We start from the raw sequence: 17,237 nt of genomic DNA on the forward strand, positions 1-17,237 counted from the left end.
ACGAAATCCGTCGAACCATGGCAACCGCACGGCGATATCGGTAACTTGTCGCCGTGTGAACAGACGCCCTCAGCCCTCAGCGCTGCCCCCGGAACTGCCCGTGACCGACCGCACCCGCCACCGCCGCCTGCGCGAACAGGGCAGCCTGGAGCGCGCCGACCTGGAAGCGATCCTGGACGCGGGCTTCGTCTGCCACCTCGGTGTCGTCGTCGACGGCCACCCGATGGTCGTACCCACCGTCTACGGCCGTGACGACACCGAGCTGTTCCTGCACGGTTCCGTCGCCAGCCGCAGCCTCGCCGCCGACCCCGGGGCCCCGGTCTGCGTCACCGTCACCCACGTCGACGGCCTGATCCTGGCCCGCTCGGTGTTCGCACACGGCGTCAACTACCGCAGCGCGATGATCCACGGCGTTCCGCGCAAGGTGACCGACCCGGAGGAGAAGCTGCGCGGCCTGCGCCTGCTCACCGAGCACGCCACGCCCGGCCAATGGGAGTACGCCCGCCGCCCGAGCCGCAAGGAACTCGCCGCCACCACCCTGCTCGCCCTCTCCCTGGCCGAGGCCTCCGTCAAGGTGGCCGTCGGGCCCCCGGACGACGGCGAGGGCCCGGACGCCAAACTCGGCGTGTGGGCGGGCAACCTCCCGCTGACCGCCACCTGGGGCGAGCCCGTCGCCGACCCACTGCTGCCCGCCGGCATCGAACCGCCGCCGCACATAGCGGGGCGCGGCGGCACGCGGCACGGATAGACGGATGGGTGGGCGCGGCGGCACGCGGCACGCGGCACGGCTGGGCGGCGCGAGGCGAGCCGAGAGCGAGGGCTCAGGGCAGCTTCGGGGCCCCGCAGCCGTGTGCCTTCGCCGAGCGCCGCGCGAACTCCTTCAGCGCGGCCCGCTCGTACGCCAGGTCGGCCGGGGAGGCCTTCGCGGCGCGGCGACCGTCTCCGCCGCCCGTTGTCCCGCCCTTCGCCCCGCCCGTCTCCACGGTGAACAGCGCGGGCCCGCCGCCGTCATGGCACGCCGCGCTCGCCCAGTGGCCGCCGCCCGGCCGTCCGCCCGCCGGAGTCTCGCCGGGCACGGGCTCATCGGAGTACCGGCCCTGGGTCTCCTGTCGCAGCAGCCGCTCGGTCACCGCGTACGGCCCGTAGTAGGCGACCAGCCGGTAGCGCCGCGCCTCGCTGCCCGAGCCGGGGTCCGCGCCTGTGATCGGCGTGCCGACCCGGCCGCCCGCGAGCACGCACACCTCGACGGGGCCGCCCGGCATACGGCTCTCCCACGCCCGGGACACCCGCGAGCCCCGCCCGGGGAGCCCGCGGCAGGACCCGGACGCGTCGGCGAGCGGCACGTCCTCGTCGACGTTGACCGGCAGCGGCACGGTAGGCGGGGGCTTGCCGAGCCGGGCGCCGCAGCCCCACGTCCCCGACGCCTTCGCGGCCGTCCCGGTGGCGATCCGCGCGAAGGCGGTCCGGCGGCGCGGGTCATCGAGGGTGATGTCCTCCTCTTTCACGTCGACGGTGACGAGCAGGCCGCCACGGCCGCGGGCGCAGTCCAGGAGCACCGTCGCGGTCGCCGACTCCGCGTCCGCCGGACCCGTGAAGGTCTCGCCGGTCGTGAACAGGCCCTGCCAGCCGCCGCCGAGCGCGGCGGGCGGCAGCTCGGCGGAGACCGCCGGGTACAGGGCGCCGAAGCCTCGCGGGACCTCGACCTCGCGGTCCTCGGCCGTGCTGTTCGCCCGCCGCTCCGGGAGCCTCTGCACGGTCACCTCGACGGAGGCGTCGTGCGTCGGACGACCGGCGCCGTGCTCGGTCTCGCGCCGGACGGTGCACGTCACCTGGCGCGTATCGCCCTTGCTGCCGTACGAGTCCGTGTCGCCCGTCCGCACCTCCGCCCGGCCGGGCCCGCGTTCGAACGGCCCCTCGCCGAGGACGGCCCGCACCTCGGCCGCAGGCAGTACGCCCCCGCACGCCTCGTCGATCACCTGCCGCGCCGCGCGGCGCTCGTGCGGGCCGCCCCACTAGTAGTAACCGCCCGCGATCAGGGCCAGGGCGACGAGCGCCCCGCAGGCCGTGAGCACCCCGCGCCCCGCCTTTGTCCCCCACGTCAGCCGCGCCACTCCTGCACCTCTCCCATGATCTCCGTGTCCCGGCAGTGCGTGCGCTTCGGCCAGCCGTGGGGCGCCGCGAGGTAGCGGTCGAGCAGGGCGCGCGCCTGCCGCGAGAGCCGCCGCCGCTCGTTCGGTTCGAGCACGCCGTCGTCGTCTGTGCCGTCGCCCGTGCCGTCGTCCGGGCCGAGTTCGGGGGTGACCGTGACGCGGTGGTACGTCGGTCCCGCGTCGCACTCCGACCGGGCCCACAGGGCGAGCAGCGGATCGTCGCCGGACCGCGAGATCCTGACGGGCTTCCCGGCGTCGAGCCGACCGTCGGAGCCGGAGCCGGAGCCGGAGCCGGAGTCAGGGCCGGGGTCGGGTTCGGGGACGTGATCGCTGCCCCGATGGCTGTCGTACGCGCCGCCCGCGAGCACCCCCGACCAGCTCTCCGCGCCCGCCGCCTTGATCGCCGGCTCGTCGGCCGACCCGGCGGAGTCGTCCCACCGGGCGCCGCACGCACCGGCGCGCCTGCTGAACACCGACGCGCCGCGGTCGGGCTTCCAGTCGCCGGGCGCGAACCGCAGCGCCTCGGCAGAGAGCCAGTCGCACAGCTTCGACGCCTCGGCGGGGGCGCCGCCGCCGGACGCGGCCTTCAAGGGCTCGCTGCCGCAGCCCTGCTTCTTCGCCACCCAGTCGGCGACCCGCACCGCCGTGCGGGACGCGAGGAGGCGGTCCTCCTTGGGGACGTCGTACTCGTCGGCCGTCGACGGCAGGTCCACCGTGACGAGCAGGTCCCGGGTGGGGCGGACCCGGCCGGTCAGGCCCTTGGGGCAGTCGGCGAGCAGGGAGGCCGTCACCGTGCTCCCCTCCAGCCGGTCGCCGTCGACCGTGACGGCACCGAGCGCGCTGTCCGGCAGCGGCACTCCGAAGCCGACGTCCAGCGCGGGCGGGGAGGTGCGGGTGAGCACGGCCTCGGCCCGCACCCGCGCCTGCGCGTCGGGCTCCCAGGCGTCACCGCCGCCGCCCCACGACAGCGTGCAGTCGAGCAGCGCGCGGCTCTCCTGGCGGGGCCGCAGCATCGTGCCGAACTCGGCGAGTACGCCCGGCTCGTCGTCCGGCACGAAGGCGCCGAGCGCGTCGGGGAGCAGGCCCGCGCAGGCCCGCGCCAGCTGCCTCTGGTTGGCCGCGAGCCGTTCCTCGCGCTCCTCGGACCTCGATACGACGACCCAGGTCACGGACGAGACGGTCACCGCCAGGGTCACCAGACAGGCCACGAGCCATATGTGCCGTCGCGCGACGAGTACCGCGCCCACCCGGGGCATGACGCCCCCCTTCCCCCGCGAACCGCAAGACCCGACCCGACTCGACCCGCGTCAAGATCAGAGGGGACGGTATCAACCCCGGTCGGCGCGTCGGCGCGCGGACCCTTGTCCGCCGTGGAGGCATCTGCTTGACTCCGCCCGCCTGGACGCCACGTACGCCGCCGGTGGAGGCCGCCATGGAGATCACCCGCAGACGCCTGCTGTCCGCCCTGTCGGCCGCCGGACTTCTGGCGGCGATCCCGGCGGGCCGCGTGGACGCCGCCGCGGCGGCCGAGGGCCGTGCCCGGCTGCTCGCCAACACCGTGGCGGTCTTCGCCGGAACCGCCGCCTCCAACGCCCGCCCCGAGACGGCCGCGAAGCTCGCCGCCATCGAGCGGACCGCGCGGGCGAACCTGAAGGCCATGGACGAGGCGGGCGAGGGCGAGCTCTTCGCCGGCCTGCCGCTCGGCACCGACGACGCGAACCTGAACACCACCTACCGCCGCCTGTACGAGACCGCCCTCGCCACCCGCGCCCCCGGCTCCGGGACGCACGGCGACACCGCCGTCGAGCGCCGGGTGATCGACGGCCTGGTGTGGCTGCACGAGCGCTACTACGGCGACCAGGCCAAGGGCTACTACGGCAACTGGTTCCACTGGGAGATCGGCATCTCCCAGAGCGTCAGCAAGACCCTGGCGCTGCTCGCGGACGAGGTGGCCTCCTACCGCCCGGAGCTGGTCCGCACCTACGTCACCTCCATGGACGCCTATCTGCGCAACGGCACCGACGGCGACGTGAACCTCGACTCCCGCTTCCACACCGGCGCCAACCTCGCCGACATCACCACGAACCGCGTCCTCCAAGGCGCCCTGCTCGGCGAGGGCGGCGAGGCCCGCATCCGCAAGGCGCTCACCGACCAGCTGACGGTCTTCCTCACCATCGACCCCTACCGGCTGCGGCACGGTGTGACGGACGGCCACTACGCGGACGGCTCGTTCATCCAGCACGCCTCCGTCGCGTACACGGGTTCGTACGGCAAAGGCCTGCTCACCCGCGTCGTGCAGACCCTCAAGATCCTGGACGGCACGGGCTTCGCGCACGGCGGGGAGCTGGTGCCGACCGTGTACGGCTGGGTGAAGGACGGTTTCGCCCCGCTGATCTTCGAGGGCTGGATGATGGAGGTCGTCAAGGGCCGGGCGGTGGCGCGCCCGGACTCCGGGTACGCCGACGTGGCGGTGGTCGTGGAGGCCGCCGTCGACCTCTCCTCGCTCGCGGCCGCCGCCGAGGCCACCGCCCTCAAGAGCTACGTCAAGCACATCAGGGCCACCTCGCGCACCGCCCTCGACCCGGCCCGCTTCGTCTCCCCGGTCAGCGTCGCGCGCTACGCCGACATCGTCGGCGACGCGTCCGTGCCACCCGCCGACCTCAACCCCGCCGAGCGCAGCGTCGCCTTCAACGCCATGGACAAGACCGTGCACCGCAGGCCCGGTTACGCCTTCGCCCTCGCGCGAAGCTCCGACCGGATCAGCAAGTACGAGTACATGAACGGCGAGAACCTCATGCCGTGGTTCCAGGGCGACGGCGCGTACTACCTCTACCTCTCCGGCCAGGACCAGACGGGGGCATACGGCGTCGACTACTACACGACGGTCTCGCCCTACGGTCTCGCGGGCGTCACGGCCCCGGTCGAACAGCGGCGCTCCGTACCGGAGTTGTACGGCAAGGCGTACTACGACAACCCAGGCCACCCCCTGCACTTCACCTCGTCGTCCGAGTCGCAGAACAAGTACGTCTACTTCCCGCGCGGCACCAACAGCCACTCCGGGGGCGCGGTCCTCGGGGCGTACGGCGCCGCGGCGATGGTGCAGTCCAGCGACGCGGCCCACCGCGACCGGGCCCTGCTCCCCGACGACTTCGTGGTGTACCGGAACGCGACGGCCACCAAGTCGTGGTTCCTTCTCGACGACGAGATCGTGGTGCTCGCCGCCGGGGTCGGCGACGCGGCGGGGCGAGCCGTGACCACGACCGTCGACGCCCGCACAGCGGCCCCCGACGACCGGATCTCGCTCACGGGCATGCGCCGCGACGGCCGGTCCTGGACCGGCCCCGGCGTCGCCGACCTGCGCTGGCTGCTCTATGCCAACACCACGCAGGACACCGCGGTCGGCTACCTCTTCCTCGACACGCCACCGGTCCGGGTCGCCCTCGACCGGGTCACCCGCAGCCGCCCGGTGGTGCGCACCGCCAACTCCGATACGCCGGTGACGCGTTCGGTCCTCGGCGTGAGCGTCGACCAAGCTGCCGGAGCCCGACCGGCGCGCCTGGCCTACGCGTTGGTGCCGAACGCCACCGAGGAGCGGCTGCGTGCCCACCGCCACGGCCCGCTCAAGGTGCTCGGCAACTCCCCGCGCCACCAAGCGATTTCACACGACGGCCTCGGTCTGACGGCCGCCAACACCTTCACGCGGGGACAGCACGAGATCGCCGGACTGCGCGTCGAGGGCCCCGCCTCGGTCATCGTGCGCCGCCAGGGACGCCACGGCGAGGACAATGGCGGGGCCCATAGCGTGCTCCGCGGCGGGGCGACGACCGCCGTGGCCGTGTCCGACCCGACCATGGGCCGGGACCGGATCACGGTCCTGCTCCGCGGCCGCCGCCTCCAGAAGGTCACGGCGGACCCCGGCGTACGGGTGAGCCGGGCGCCCGGCGGCGCGCGCATCGACGTGGACACGCATCACGCGTACGGCAGGAGCTTCACCGTCACGCTACGAGGGTGACCCGGCGCTGATGGCCTGTACCGGGCACGCCCGCACGGCCTCGCGCACCATCGGGTCGCCACCGCCGTCCTCCTGGCCCGGCAGTATCTGGCTGAAGCCGTCGTCGTCCTGGGTGAAGACGCCCGGCGCGGTCAGCGCGCACATGCCCGCTCCCACGCAGCGGTCCGTGTCGACGCGGATCACATCGCTTCCCTTCGTCATCGTCAACTCCTACCAGGTGACGGGGAGTTCGAGCATGCCCTGAATGGTGTCGCCGGGCTTGAAGGGGATCTCCTCGGCGGGCACGGCCAGGCGCAGACGCGGCAGCCGCTCGAAGAGGGACCGCAGGGCGATCTCCAGCTCCGCGCGGGCGAGGTTCTGCCCCAGGCACTGGTGGATGCCGAACCCGAAGGCGAGGTGGTGGCGGGTCGTGCGGTGCCAGTTCAGCTCCTCGGGGTCCTCGTAGGCCGCCTCGTCGCGGTTGATGAGCGAGGTGGAGAAGACGACGCCCTCGCCGGCGCGCAGCGTGCTGCCCGCGACCTCGATGTCCTCCTTCACCAGGCGCAGCATGCCGTCCGCGATGGACAGATAGCGCAGCAACTCCTCGACCACGGCGGGCATCAGCGACGGGTCGGTACCGCCGGGCCCCGGCCGCAGTTCGGCGAGCCGCTCGGGGTGCTGGAGCAGGGTGAACGTACCGAGGGAGATCATGTTCGCCGTGGTCTCGTGCCCCGCGACGAGCAGGATCGTGGCCAGGTCGGCCAGCTCCTCGCGGTCCACCGCGCCCGCCGCGAGCTGCTGGTGGATCAGCTCGTCGAGGAGCCCGTCGCCCGGCTCCTCGCGTTTGCGGTCGATCAACGCGTGGAAATACGCGTCCAGTTCGCCCCGCGCCGCCTGGGAGACCCGCGCGTCGGCGCCGCGCAGCAGGCGCCGCGACTGCTCCTCGAAGAAGTCGTGGTCGGCGTAGGGCACGCCGAGGAGCGCGCAGATCACGATGGACGGCACGGGCAGCGCGAACGCGCTGACGAGTTCGGCGGGCGGCCCCTGCGCCTCCATGGCGTCCAGGAGCCGGTCCACGGTCTCCTGGATGCGCGGGCGCAGCGCCGCGACGCGCTTGACCGAGAAGCTGGGGATCAGCATCCGGCGCTGGGTGTTGTGCCGGGGGTCGTCGACGCCGAGCAGGGCGACGCTGCGGTTGCGGACACCGGCGAAGCGTTCGGCCGGCGCGGGGAAGTCCTCGTTCTCGCGGTCCGAGGAGAGCCGGGGGTCGGCGAGGAGTTCGCGGGCCACCGCGTGCCCGGTGACCGCCCACACGACGCGTCCGTCGAAGAGGGTGACACGGGAGAGCGGCCGGGCGTCGCGCAGGGGCGCGTAGGCGGTGGGTGGGTGGTAGGGGCAGGTGCGGTCCCGGGGGAAGGCGATGGGTTCGGTGCGTGCGCTCTGCTCCATCGGCTCGGCCGGCTTGGTCATGGGTGTACCTCGCAAACGCAGGTGTTCCGGTTGCCGCTCCCATTCGATGCCTGGGGCATCTATCTCGTACACGGCAAGACCGGCCAGATCGGTGACGCGCCGGATCTGACCGGAAGTGCTCCGTGCGCTCAACCGCCCTGCGTCCGAGGGGGAGTGGGCCCCGTCCGAGGGGGCGCGCGGGGGGCGTGCGAGGATCCGGGCAGACTGTGCGCGGCCACTGCGGAGGATGAGAAGAATGTTCGCGATTTCCCTGGGCGACGGAGCCGAACTGCGTCCGCTGGAGCCCTGGCAGGCCGAGGAGTTCCTGGCCCACATGGACCGCGGCCGCGACTTCATCGGCCAGTACGTCGGCCTGCCCGACATCACCGCCGACCTGACGGCCGCGCGCCGCTGGCTTCAGCTCTACGCCGACAAGGCCGCCGCCGACACGGGCCGCCTGTACGGCATCTGGCTCGACGGACGCCTGGTCGGAGGCGTCCTCTTCCGGGTCTTCGACGCGGCGGGCGGCACCTGCGAGGCGGGCTGCTGGCTGGAACCGGCAGCCGCCGGCCGCGGCCTGGTCACCCGTGCCGTGCGCACCATCATCGACTGGGCGTTCGAGGTCCGGGGCATGCACCGGGTGGAGTGGCTCGTGGCCTCCGGGAACCGCCCGAGCATCAATGTGGCCAAGCGCCTCGGCATGACCCTCGAAGGAGTCCAGCGGCAGAACGACCTCTACCGGGGCGTGCGGCAGGACACGGAGATCTGGGCGGTACTGGCACCGGAGTGGCGTGCGGCGGCCGAGGGGCACGGCAGCCGATAAATGGATGGCGTCCCGGCCGAGCCGGGATCTAAGCTGCGTCTCGTCCCTAGGCGGCCGTTCTCCGGCCGCCGGTATCAGTCGAGCAGGACCTGCGAGACCAGGAGGAGTGACCGATGGCTGTCGTCGCGACGGGCGTTGCCCGCATCCGGAAGTTCATCAAGTCTACCTCCGTGGCCTCCGGCTGACCGAGCGTCAGACACCTCCGCGCGCCGTCGTGCGCGTGCGCCGGGGCCACCCTGTGAAGGGTCACCCCTTGTCTTCCTCTTCTCTCCCGTTCTCCTCTCTTCCGCTCACCTCCCGGACGGGCGCATCCCTCACGGGTACGTCCTCCCTCACGGGTACGTCCTCGTCCGCGCCGCACCCCCTCGCCCCCTACGGCTGGGACGCGCGGTGGGAGGCCGAGTTCGCGCCGTTCGCGGCGCGGGGGCTGCTGCCCGGCCGGGTCGTCCGCGTCGACCGCGGGCAGTGCGACATCGTCACCGCAGGGGGAACCGTGCGGGCCGACACCGAGTTCGTCACCCCGCGCGACCCGCTGAAGGTCGTGTGCACCGGCGACTGGGCCGCCGTCGACCCGGACGGCGGCGACCCCCGCTACGTACGCGCGTATCTGCCGCGGCGCACGTCCTTCGTGCGCTCCACCTCGTCCAAGAGGTCCGAGGGGCAGATCCTCGCCGCCAACGTCGACTACTCGATCATCGCCGTCTCGCTCGCCGTCGAACTCGACCTCGGGCGGATCGAGCGGTTCCTCGCGCTCGGCTGGGAGTCGGGCGGCCAGCCGGTCATCGTCCTGACCAAGGCCGACCTCGTCCCCGACCGGGCCACGCTCGCGCATCTCGTCGAGGACGTGGAGACCTCGGCGCCCGGCGTCCAGGTGCTGCCGGTCAGCGCCACGGACGGCGACGGCGTCGACGTCCTCGCCGCGGTCGTCTCCGGCGGTACGTCGGTGCTGCTCGGCCAGTCCGGCGCGGGCAAGTCCACCCTGGCGAACGCGCTCGCCGGCGCCGACGTCATGGAGGTCCAGGCGATCCGTGACGTCGACGGCAAGGGCCGTCACACCACGACGACCCGCAACCTCCTGCTGCTGCCCGCGGGCGGTGTCCTCATCGACACGCCGGGGCTGCGCGGCGTCGGCCTGTGGGACGCCGGGAACGGCGTCGGGCAGGTCTTCTCCGAGATCGAGGAACTGGCGCGTGACTGCCGGTTCCACGACTGCGCCCACGTGGCGGAGCCGGGCTGCGCGGTGCTCGACGCCGTCGCGGACGGCGCGCTTCCCGAACGCCGTCTCGACAGCTACCGCAAGCTGATCCGCGAGAACCAGCGCATCGTCGCCAAGACGGACGCGCGGGCCCGAGCGGAGATGCGCCGGCAGTGGCGCCTACGTGGAGCGGAGGGCCGCGCGGCCCTGGAACTCAAGAGGGGCCGCATCCGCTGACGGCCAGCGGGACTCGCGCCCCGCAGGCGAGCGCCCCGCAGGTTCGAGCCCCGTAGGGGCGCGGGGAACTGCGCGACCAGCCACAACGGACCCGCAGTTCCCCGAAGGACCCACCCCTCCCGCCCCCCCTCGAGCACGGGGTCCGATAACCGCCAGCCCCCTCAGCCGAAGGCCCCGCACAATGGACGGCGTGATCGATGAGGAAACCCGGTACGAGGCCGTCCGCAGCCGGGACGCCCGCTTCGACGGCGAGTTCTTCTTCGCCGTCGAGACCACCGGCATCTACTGCCGCCCCAGCTGCCCCGCCGTCACGCCCAAACGGCAGAACGTCCGCTACTACACCACGGCCGCCGCCGCCCAGACCTCCGGCTACCGCGCCTGCCGACGCTGCCGGCCGGACGCCGTCCCCGGCTCCGCCGAGTGGAACGTCCGCGCCGATGTCGTCGGCCGCGCCATGCGCATGATCGGCGACGGTGTCGTCGACCGCGAGGGCGTCCCCGGCCTCGCCGTACGCCTCGGCTACAGCGCCCGCCAGGTGCAGCGCCAGCTCACCGCCGAACTGGGCGCGGGCCCGGTCGCGCTGGCCAGGGCCCAGCGGGCGCACACCGCGCGCGTGCTGCTGCAGACCACGGACCTGCCGATCACGGAGATCGCGTTCGCCGCCGGATTCGCCAGCGTCCGCCAGTTCAACGACACCATCAAGGCCGTGTACGCGCTCACGCCCACCGCGCTGCGCGCCGCCGCCCCCAAGCGCGGCGCCGCACGGGCCACGCCCGCGGCGGGCATCCCGCTGCGCCTCGCCCACCGGGGGCCCTACCAGGCCGCGGCCGTCTTCGACCTGCTCGCGGCGGAGGCGGTGCCCGGCGTCGAGGAGGTCACCGGCGAGCGCGCCGCCCGCACCTACCGCCGTACGCTCCGACTGCCCTACGGGACGGGGATCGTGGCGGTCCAGGAGCCCGGCGCCGGAAGCGGGGACGGCGAAGGGGGCGGCTCCGGCTCGGCGGCCGTGCACCGCGGCGGCTGGCTCGACGCCCGGCTGCACCTCACCGACCTGCGCGACCTCACCACGGCCGTGCAGCGCCTGCGCCGCCTCTTCGACCTGGACGCCGATCCCTACGCCGTGGACGACCGGCTCGGCGCCGACCCCCGGCTCGGCCCGCTCGTCGCCGCCCGGCCCGGACTGCGCTCGCCCGGCGCCGCCGACCCCGAGGAGTTCGCGGTACGGGCGCTCGTGGGGCGGGCCGGTGCCGGACGGCTGGTGGAGCGGTACGGCAAGGCGCTCGACGCGGCCTGCGGACGGCTCACCCACCTCTTCCCGGCCCCCGCCGAACTGGCCGCCGAACCCGGCCCGCTCGGCGCGCTGGCCACGGCGCTCGCCGACGGCGCCCTGCGCCTCGACGCGGGGGCGGACCGGGACGACGCCGAGGCCGCGCTGCTCGCCCTGCCCGGCCTGGACGCCCGGACGGCCGCGCTGATCAGGATGCGGGCGCTCGGCGACCCCGACGTGGCCCCGCCCGGCGAACCGGATCCGGTCCCCGACGCCTGGCGGCCATGGCGCTCGTACGCCTTGCGCCACCTCTGGACGGACCGGAGCCTCACCACGGACCGGGGCCTCACCACGGACCGGGGCCTCACCGCACGTCGAGCCCCCAGCTGTGGATCCGCCGCGGCCGGATCCGGATCAGCTCCGCGCTGAAACCGGGGCCCAACTCATGCGGGCCGATGAGCAGTTCGGCCACGCCCCGGACCTCGATGCCCCGCACCTTCCACGGCTCCAGGCTCACGACGTCGTCGACGACGAGGGACACCTTCGAGTTCGCCTGGAGGTTGCGCCACTTCTTCGTCGTACCCAGAGCATGGCCGCCGACCAGGATCGTGCCGTCGTCCTGCGGGAAGAAACCGACGGGGTTCGCCTGCGGCTGCCCCTTCGGGTCGACCGTGGCCAACCGGCCCAGCCGCTGGGACTTGAGGTACGCGCGTTCGGCCGCACTGAATTCGCTCATGCGGCGAGCCTCGCACGGGCACCCGGCCGACAACACGGGGCGCCCGCACCGGTCTACCCCCAGAACACCGCCCCCAGCCACGCCCCCAGGATCAACAGGCAGGCGAACAGCTCGGTCAGCACGCTCGTCCCGCCGTTGCGCATGGCCGTCCGTGTCGCCGCCACTGCCTCGCCATGGCCGCCGAGCCGCAGCCGCTCCGCGGTGTAGATCCCGCCGACGAAGCCGGGAATCGCGCCGAGCACCGGCACCACGCAGAACCCCAGCAGCGCCCCGGCCCCGGCGAAAGCGGCCATCCGGCGCGTGGCGCCGCTCTGCCGCAGCCGGCGCGGAGGCAGCTGCCAGCGCACGGCCTGCGCCGCGAGCAGGACGACGGACGCGCCGACGAGCAGGCCCCACGCGAGCCCCCGCTGGTCCTGGAGCGCCCACCACAGGACCGCGGCCCACACCAGCCACGGCCCCGGCACTCCGGGCACAAGCACTCCGCACAGGCCGAGCAGCATCACCACCGCGACCAGCAGGAGTTCCCACGCTCCCATCTGCCCAGCGTGCCGCAGTCCCGGTGAAACCGCAGGTCAGATTAGCCCTGCGGCGCGCGGCTCCGGCGCGCCACCCAGTCGCGTTCGTACGCGTGCCAGCCCAGCTGGAGCCGGGTCGTCACGCCCGTCAGCTCCATCAGCCGCTTCACCCGGCGCTGCACCGTCCGCAGCCCCAGATCGAGCTGCTTGGCGACGCTCGCGTCCGTCAGCCCCGCCAGGAGCAGGGAGAGGATCTCCAGGTCCGTGCCGTCCGGGCCCTCGGGGGCCTCCTCGCCGACCGTGCCGCCGTCCGCGCCCAGGCGCAGCGGCAGCGCTTCACGCCAGACCGCCTCGAAGAGGCCCGTCAGCGAGGCGAGCAGCCCACTGGCGTGCACCACGAGCGCGGTGGGCTCCGCGGTCCGCGAGGTGAGCGGCACCATCGCGAGCGAGCCGTCGGCGATCACCAGCTTCGTCGGAACGCGGTCCACGACCCGTACCTGCTCGCCACGGCCGATCGCCGTCGACAGTCCGCCGAGCCCCGTGGGCAGTTCGAGCACCGCGCGCTCCACCACCGAGCGGCAACGGACACCCCGGTCGGCGGCCCGCTCCTGCGCGCCGTTCTCCACGCCGGTGAGCCCGGCTGGGCCGCCGGTCACCAGCGCGCAGACCTCGTCGCGCGCCCCGAGACGCAACTGGAGGAACCGCTGCGAGACGGCCGCCGCGCCGGTGACCACCTCGACCAGGTCGTGGACGGTGGGCTCGGCGGCCTGCGCGCGGTACTCCTCGGCGAGCGCGGTCGCCGCCAGCTCCGCCTTCTCCAGCTCGTGCCGCCGCTGGGTGAGCAGGGCGCCGAGCGCGACACCGGGCGGCGCGGCCACCCAGCGGCCCGCCCTGCCGGAGGCCTGCGCGGCCAGGCCGTGCCGCTCCAGTCGGCGCAGCGCCCGCTCGGTCTCCGGCTCACCGAGGGCGAGTCTGCGGGCTAGCTCGGACACGTCGGCGGCGCCCACGCACACCAGCGCCCGGTACGCCGACTCGTGTGTCTCGTCCAGACCTATCGCTGCCAGCATCCGGCGACGTCCCTCCCCAGTGCTCCGTCCCGGCGGCGCCGCGGCGGAAAACAGCCACGGCGTGAATCCGCCCCAGGACATCATCCCCGCCCCTCGCCGCCCCCGCCCCTCACTGTGCTGCCCGAAGGAGATGCGGCCCGAAGGAGACGGCAGGCGGATTGAACTCCGCGCCCCTGGGCACGCGGGCTACGGGCCGGGCGCACTTTGTGCGCCGGTCGCTCAGACACCGCCGGGCGGTCCCCCTGTGGGGGGTGGGCCCGCCCGGCGGTCCCTCTCGTCGCGCCTGCTTCGGCCCCTCGGCCCGACCTCTCGTCCCGGCCCCCTTGTCGCCAAGATGGCCGGAATTTCCGGAAGCACCGTTTTCGTACGCCCTTCGCGGTGGAAAATAGGGGCATGAGCCAGCAGGGGGAGAGGCGCACCGGCCGCGACGACGACTGGTGGGGGCAGCTGTACGACGAAGCCGCACAGGACACGGGCCCCACGCCCGCACCGGACACCCTCGACGACAGGTTCGCCTCGGCGGCGGACGCGGTGAAGGAAGGGGAGCCCGGGGCGGCCGGCGCGGTTCCGGACGACCTGGGCCTGGACTTGGACCCGGGCCTGGACCTGGACCCGCCCCGGTCCGAGCCCCCCGCCCCCCTCGCCCCGGAGGAGCCGCGCCCCCGGCCGGCCGGACCCGAGGCCCTGATCCCGCCGCAGACCTCGCAGCTCCCGCAGACCCCGCAGACCCCAAAGACCCCGCAGCCCCCGCGCCCGCCGAAGGTCCCCCCGAGCCCTGCCGCCCCGCCCCGCCCCAGCGGCACCCCCTCCCCATGGGAGCCGCCCACCGGGCCCAGGGGACCGGTGACCTTCGGCGCGGGCTCGGGAGCGGTGGCCGGGCCGCCCTCGCCCCACCCTCCGGCACCCGCGCCCCACGCCCCCGTACCGGCATCACGCCGGGAGCCCGACTCGGCGCCGCCGCCCGCCACCCCCGCCACCCCCGCCTACGTGGGTGACGGACCCCCCACCTACGAGGCCGAGCCGACCGCCCTGCCCGCGGCCGACCCCGACGATCTCGGCGACCTCGTCGCGGACACCGTGCTCGACGGCGCCCGGTACGGTGCGTGCACCCTGCGCGCGGCCTCCGTGCGCGGCGACTCCGCCCGCTACCGCGGCGAGCCCCGCCGCGACGCCCTGCTGACCGCCCGCTTCGGCACCGGCGAGGACGCCCTGGTCCTTGTCGCCATGGCCACCGGCGCCCGCGCCACCCCAGGAGCGCACCGCGCCGCCGCCGAGGCCTGCGCGTGGATCGGCCGGGCCGTGGGCCGCAGCCACCAGCGGCTCGCCGAGGACATCAGAGCCGCCCGCCGCGGCGACCTGAAGTCGGGCCTGCACCGCCTCACCGACCGCAGCCTCGGCAAGCTCCGCGCGCACGCCGTCGACCTCGGCCTCCAGCCGGACGAGTACGCCGCCTCCCTGCGCTGCCTCCTGCTGCCCGCCGACCCGCAGTGCCGTACGCGCGTCTTCTTCGGCGTCGGCGCGGGCGGCCTCTTCCGGCTGCGCGAGGGGGAGTGGCAGGACATCGAGCCGCGTGTGACGGACGCCACCGGCGAGGCCGTGGTCGGGTTCGGCTCGCCGCCGACAAGGCCCCCGGACGGCGACCGCCTCACCATGGACCTGAACATCGCCACGCCGCCGAGCCCCTACGAACCGGCACCCGAGCCGCCCTCCGACCCGTTCCGCTTCCGCGCCTCGGTCGCCCGCCCGGGTGACACGCTCCTGCTGTGCAGCGCCGGGCTCGCGGAACCGCTGCGCGGCGAGCCCGAACTGGCCGAACACCTCACGCTCAGGTGGCGCGAGAGCGGCCCGCCGGGGCTCGCCGCCTTCCTGGCCGACATCCAGGTCAGGGTCAAGGGGTACGCCGACGACCGCACGGCCGCCGCGGTCTGGGAGGCATGACCGCCGCACCTGTGAATTCATGGACCAAAGGGTTCCAAGTGGTTACAAGGGACCCAAGGGGTTACAAGGGGCCCAAGGGCTCCATGAGGCCCAAAGGTTCCAAGGGTGAAGAGGTGCGTACCGCATGGCCAAGCAGAACGTCGCCGAGCAGTTCGTCGACATCCTCGTCCGGGCGGGGGTCCAGCGCCTGTACGGGGTCGTCGGCGACAGTCTCAACCCGGTCGTGGACGCCATCCGCCGCACGAAGGAGATCGACTGGGTCCAGGTGCGGCACGAGGAGACCGCGGCCTTCGCGGCCGGCGCCGAGGCCCAGATCACCGGCAGGCTCGCCGCCTGCGCGGGCTCCTGCGGCCCGGGCAACCTCCACCTCATTAACGGCCTGTACGACGCCCACCGCTCCATGGCCCCGGTGCTCGCCCTCGCCTCGCAGATCCCCTCCAGCGAGATCGGCCTCGGCTTCTTCCAGGAGACGCACCCCGACCGGCTCTTCCAGGAGTGCAGTCACTACAGCGAGCTGATCTCCAGCCCCAAGCAGATGCCCCGGCTGCTCCAGACCGCCATCCAGCACGCCGTCGGCCAGTCCGGCGTCAGCGTCGTGTCGCTGCCCGGCGACATCGCCTCCGAGCCCGCCCCGGACAAGGCCGCCGAGACCGCCCTCGTGACCTCGCGGCCCACCGTGCGCCCGGGCGACGAGGAGATCGACAAGCTCGCGAAGATGATCGACAAGGCGGGCAAGGTCACGCTGTTCTGCGGCAGCGGCACGGCGGGTGCCCACGCCGAGGTGATGGAGTTCGCCGAGAAGATCAAGGCCCCGGTGGGCCACGCGCTGCGGGGCAAGGAGTGGATCCAGTACGACAATCCGTTCGACGTCGGCATGAGCGGCCTGCTCGGCTACGGCGCCGCGTACGAGGCCACCCACGAGTGCGACCTGCTGATCCTGCTCGGCACCGACTTCCCGTACAACGCCTTCCTCCCCGACGACGTGCAGATCGCCCAGGTGGACGTGCGCCCCGAGAACCTCGGCCGCCGCTCGAAGCTGGACCTCGCGGTCTGGGGCGACGTACGCGAGACGCTGCGCTGCCTGACCCCGCGCGTCGCGCCGAAGAAGAACCGCAAGTTCCTCGACAAGATGCTCAAGAAGCACGCGGACGCCCTCGAAGGCGTCATCAAGGCGTACACCCGCAAGGTCGACAAGCACGTCCCGATCCACCCGGAGTACGTCGCCTCGGTCCTGGACGAAGTCGCCGCCGACGACGCGGTGTTCACCGTCGACACCGGCATGTGCAACGTCTGGGCGGCCCGCTATCTCACCCCCAACGGCAGGCGCCGCATCATCGGCTCCTTCAGCCACGGCTCGATGGCTAACGCCCTGCCGCAGGCGATCGGCGCCCAGTTCGTCGACCGCAAGCGCCAGGTCGTCTCGATGTCGGGCGACGGCGGCTTCTCGATGCTGATGGGCGACTTCCTCACCCTGGTCCAGCACGACCTGCCGGTGAAGGTAGTCCTCTTCAACAACTCCTCCCTGGGAATGGTGGAGTTGGAGATGATGGTGGCCGGGCTGCCGTCGTACGGCACGGCGAACCACAACCCCGACTTCGCCGCCGTGGCCCGCGCCGCCGGGGCCTACGGCGTCCGCGTCGAGAAGCCCAAGCAGCTCGCGGGCGCCCTGAAGGAGGCCTTCGCGCACAAGGGCCCGGCCCTGGTCGACATCGTCACCGACCCGAACGCCCTCTCCATGCCGCCGAAGATCAGCTCGGACATGGTGACCGGCTTCGCGCTCTCCGCCAGCAAGATCGTGCTGGACGGCGGGGTGGGCCGGATGGTGCAGATGGCCCGCTCGAACCTGCGGAACGTGCCGAGGCCCTGACC

14 protein-coding genes are annotated in these 17,237 nt (G+C 73.7%); 7 read left to right on the forward strand and 7 right to left on the reverse strand.

Features of this window, described 5'->3' with window-relative positions; genetic code table 11:
- The first annotated feature begins 55 nt into the window (after positions 1 to 55).
- The gene (locus DMA15_RS29615) at positions 56 to 748 is read left to right on the forward strand and encodes a pyridoxamine 5'-phosphate oxidase family protein (RefSeq protein WP_240660003.1); all 693 of its coding nucleotides are present in this window, start codon (positions 56 to 58) and stop codon (positions 746 to 748) included.
- Between the two features lie 73 nt (positions 749 to 821).
- Here DMA15_RS29615 and DMA15_RS29620 read toward each other — a convergent pair whose 3' ends face one another.
- Together DMA15_RS29620 and DMA15_RS29625 are read right to left on the reverse strand one after the other, a co-directional pair.
- Positions 822 to 1,976 (reverse strand): hypothetical protein, encoded by a 1,155-nt coding sequence (locus DMA15_RS29620; protein WP_125515782.1) that lies wholly within the window; start codon positions 1,974 to 1,976, stop codon positions 822 to 824.
- A 122-nt stretch (positions 1,977 to 2,098) separates the two neighbouring features.
- Positions 2,099 to 3,406 carry a hypothetical protein gene (locus DMA15_RS29625; protein ID WP_240660005.1) on the reverse strand — a complete coding sequence of 436 codons (1,308 nt, stop codon included), beginning with the start codon at positions 3,404 to 3,406 and terminating at the stop codon, positions 2,099 to 2,101.
- 176 nt (positions 3,407 to 3,582) lie between these two features.
- Here DMA15_RS29625 and DMA15_RS29630 point away from each other — a divergent pair, with 176 nt between their 5' ends.
- Complete coding sequence (locus DMA15_RS29630; protein WP_125518078.1) at positions 3,583 to 6,162, forward strand: polysaccharide lyase family 8 super-sandwich domain-containing protein; 2,580 nt, start codon at positions 3,583 to 3,585, stop codon at positions 6,160 to 6,162.
- Here DMA15_RS29630 and DMA15_RS29635 read toward each other — a convergent pair.
- A complete protein-coding gene (locus tag DMA15_RS29635) occupies positions 6,151 to 6,363 on the reverse strand; it encodes a ferredoxin (RefSeq protein WP_125515783.1) in 213 nt (70 codons plus the stop codon). The genes DMA15_RS29630 and DMA15_RS29635 overlap by 12 nt on opposite strands.
- 9 nt (positions 6,364 to 6,372) lie before the next feature.
- Entirely contained in the window at positions 6,373 to 7,611 is a 1,239-nt protein-coding gene (locus DMA15_RS29640; RefSeq protein ID WP_125515784.1) for a cytochrome P450, read from the reverse strand.
- Between the two features lie 235 nt (positions 7,612 to 7,846).
- Here DMA15_RS29640 and DMA15_RS29645 point away from each other — a divergent pair, with 235 nt between their 5' ends.
- The 3 genes from DMA15_RS29645 (at position 7,847) to DMA15_RS29655 (ending at position 11,541) form a co-directional block, all read left to right on the forward strand.
- Positions 7,847 to 8,413 carry a GNAT family protein gene (locus tag DMA15_RS29645; protein ID WP_125515785.1) on the forward strand — a complete coding sequence of 189 codons (567 nt, stop codon included), beginning with the start codon at positions 7,847 to 7,849 and terminating at the stop codon, positions 8,411 to 8,413.
- Positions 8,414 to 8,666: 253 nt separating this feature from the next.
- Positions 8,667 to 9,845 carry a ribosome small subunit-dependent GTPase A gene (gene rsgA / locus DMA15_RS29650; protein WP_125515786.1) on the forward strand — a complete coding sequence of 393 codons (1,179 nt, stop codon included), beginning with the start codon at positions 8,667 to 8,669 and terminating at the stop codon, positions 9,843 to 9,845.
- A 181-nt stretch (positions 9,846 to 10,026) separates the two neighbouring features.
- Positions 10,027 to 11,541, forward strand: a complete 1,515-nt coding sequence (locus tag DMA15_RS29655; protein WP_125515787.1) for an AlkA N-terminal domain-containing protein — start codon at positions 10,027 to 10,029, stop codon at positions 11,539 to 11,541.
- On the opposite strand, the gene DMA15_RS29660 is transcribed toward DMA15_RS29655, so the two are convergent.
- Genes DMA15_RS29660 through DMA15_RS29670 form a run of 3 tightly spaced genes read right to left on the reverse strand, consistent with a single transcriptional unit; the run spans position 11,477 to position 13,430 of the window.
- Positions 11,477 to 11,848: a PPOX class F420-dependent oxidoreductase gene (locus DMA15_RS29660; protein ID WP_125515788.1), complete on the reverse strand. Its 372-nt coding sequence runs from the start codon at positions 11,846 to 11,848 to the stop codon at positions 11,477 to 11,479. The two genes, DMA15_RS29655 and DMA15_RS29660, sit on opposite strands and share 65 nt — an antisense overlap.
- 53 nt (positions 11,849 to 11,901) lie before the next feature.
- Positions 11,902 to 12,384: a DUF456 domain-containing protein gene (locus DMA15_RS29665; RefSeq protein ID WP_125515789.1), complete on the reverse strand. Its 483-nt coding sequence runs from the start codon at positions 12,382 to 12,384 to the stop codon at positions 11,902 to 11,904.
- A 41-nt stretch (positions 12,385 to 12,425) separates the two neighbouring features.
- Positions 12,426 to 13,430 (reverse strand): LuxR family transcriptional regulator, encoded by a 1,005-nt coding sequence (locus tag DMA15_RS29670; protein WP_125515790.1) that lies wholly within the window; start codon positions 13,428 to 13,430, stop codon positions 12,426 to 12,428.
- A 393-nt stretch (positions 13,431 to 13,823) separates the two neighbouring features.
- Here DMA15_RS29670 and DMA15_RS29675 point away from each other — a divergent pair, with 393 nt between their 5' ends.
- Both DMA15_RS29675 and DMA15_RS29680 read left to right on the forward strand, forming a co-directional pair.
- Positions 13,824 to 15,368 carry a protein phosphatase 2C domain-containing protein gene (locus tag DMA15_RS29675; protein WP_125515791.1) on the forward strand — a complete coding sequence of 515 codons (1,545 nt, stop codon included), beginning with the start codon at positions 13,824 to 13,826 and terminating at the stop codon, positions 15,366 to 15,368.
- Between the two features lie 124 nt (positions 15,369 to 15,492).
- A complete protein-coding gene (locus DMA15_RS29680; protein ID WP_125515792.1) occupies positions 15,493 to 17,235 on the forward strand; it encodes a pyruvate dehydrogenase in 1,743 nt (580 codons plus the stop codon).
- The last annotated feature ends 2 nt before the right edge of the window (positions 17,236 to 17,237 follow it).

The sequence above is a fragment of the Streptomyces sp. WAC 01529 genome, assembly GCF_003945545.1.
In the GTDB taxonomy this organism is placed as follows: Bacteria; Actinomycetota; Actinomycetes; order Streptomycetales; family Streptomycetaceae; genus Streptomyces; species Streptomyces anatolicus.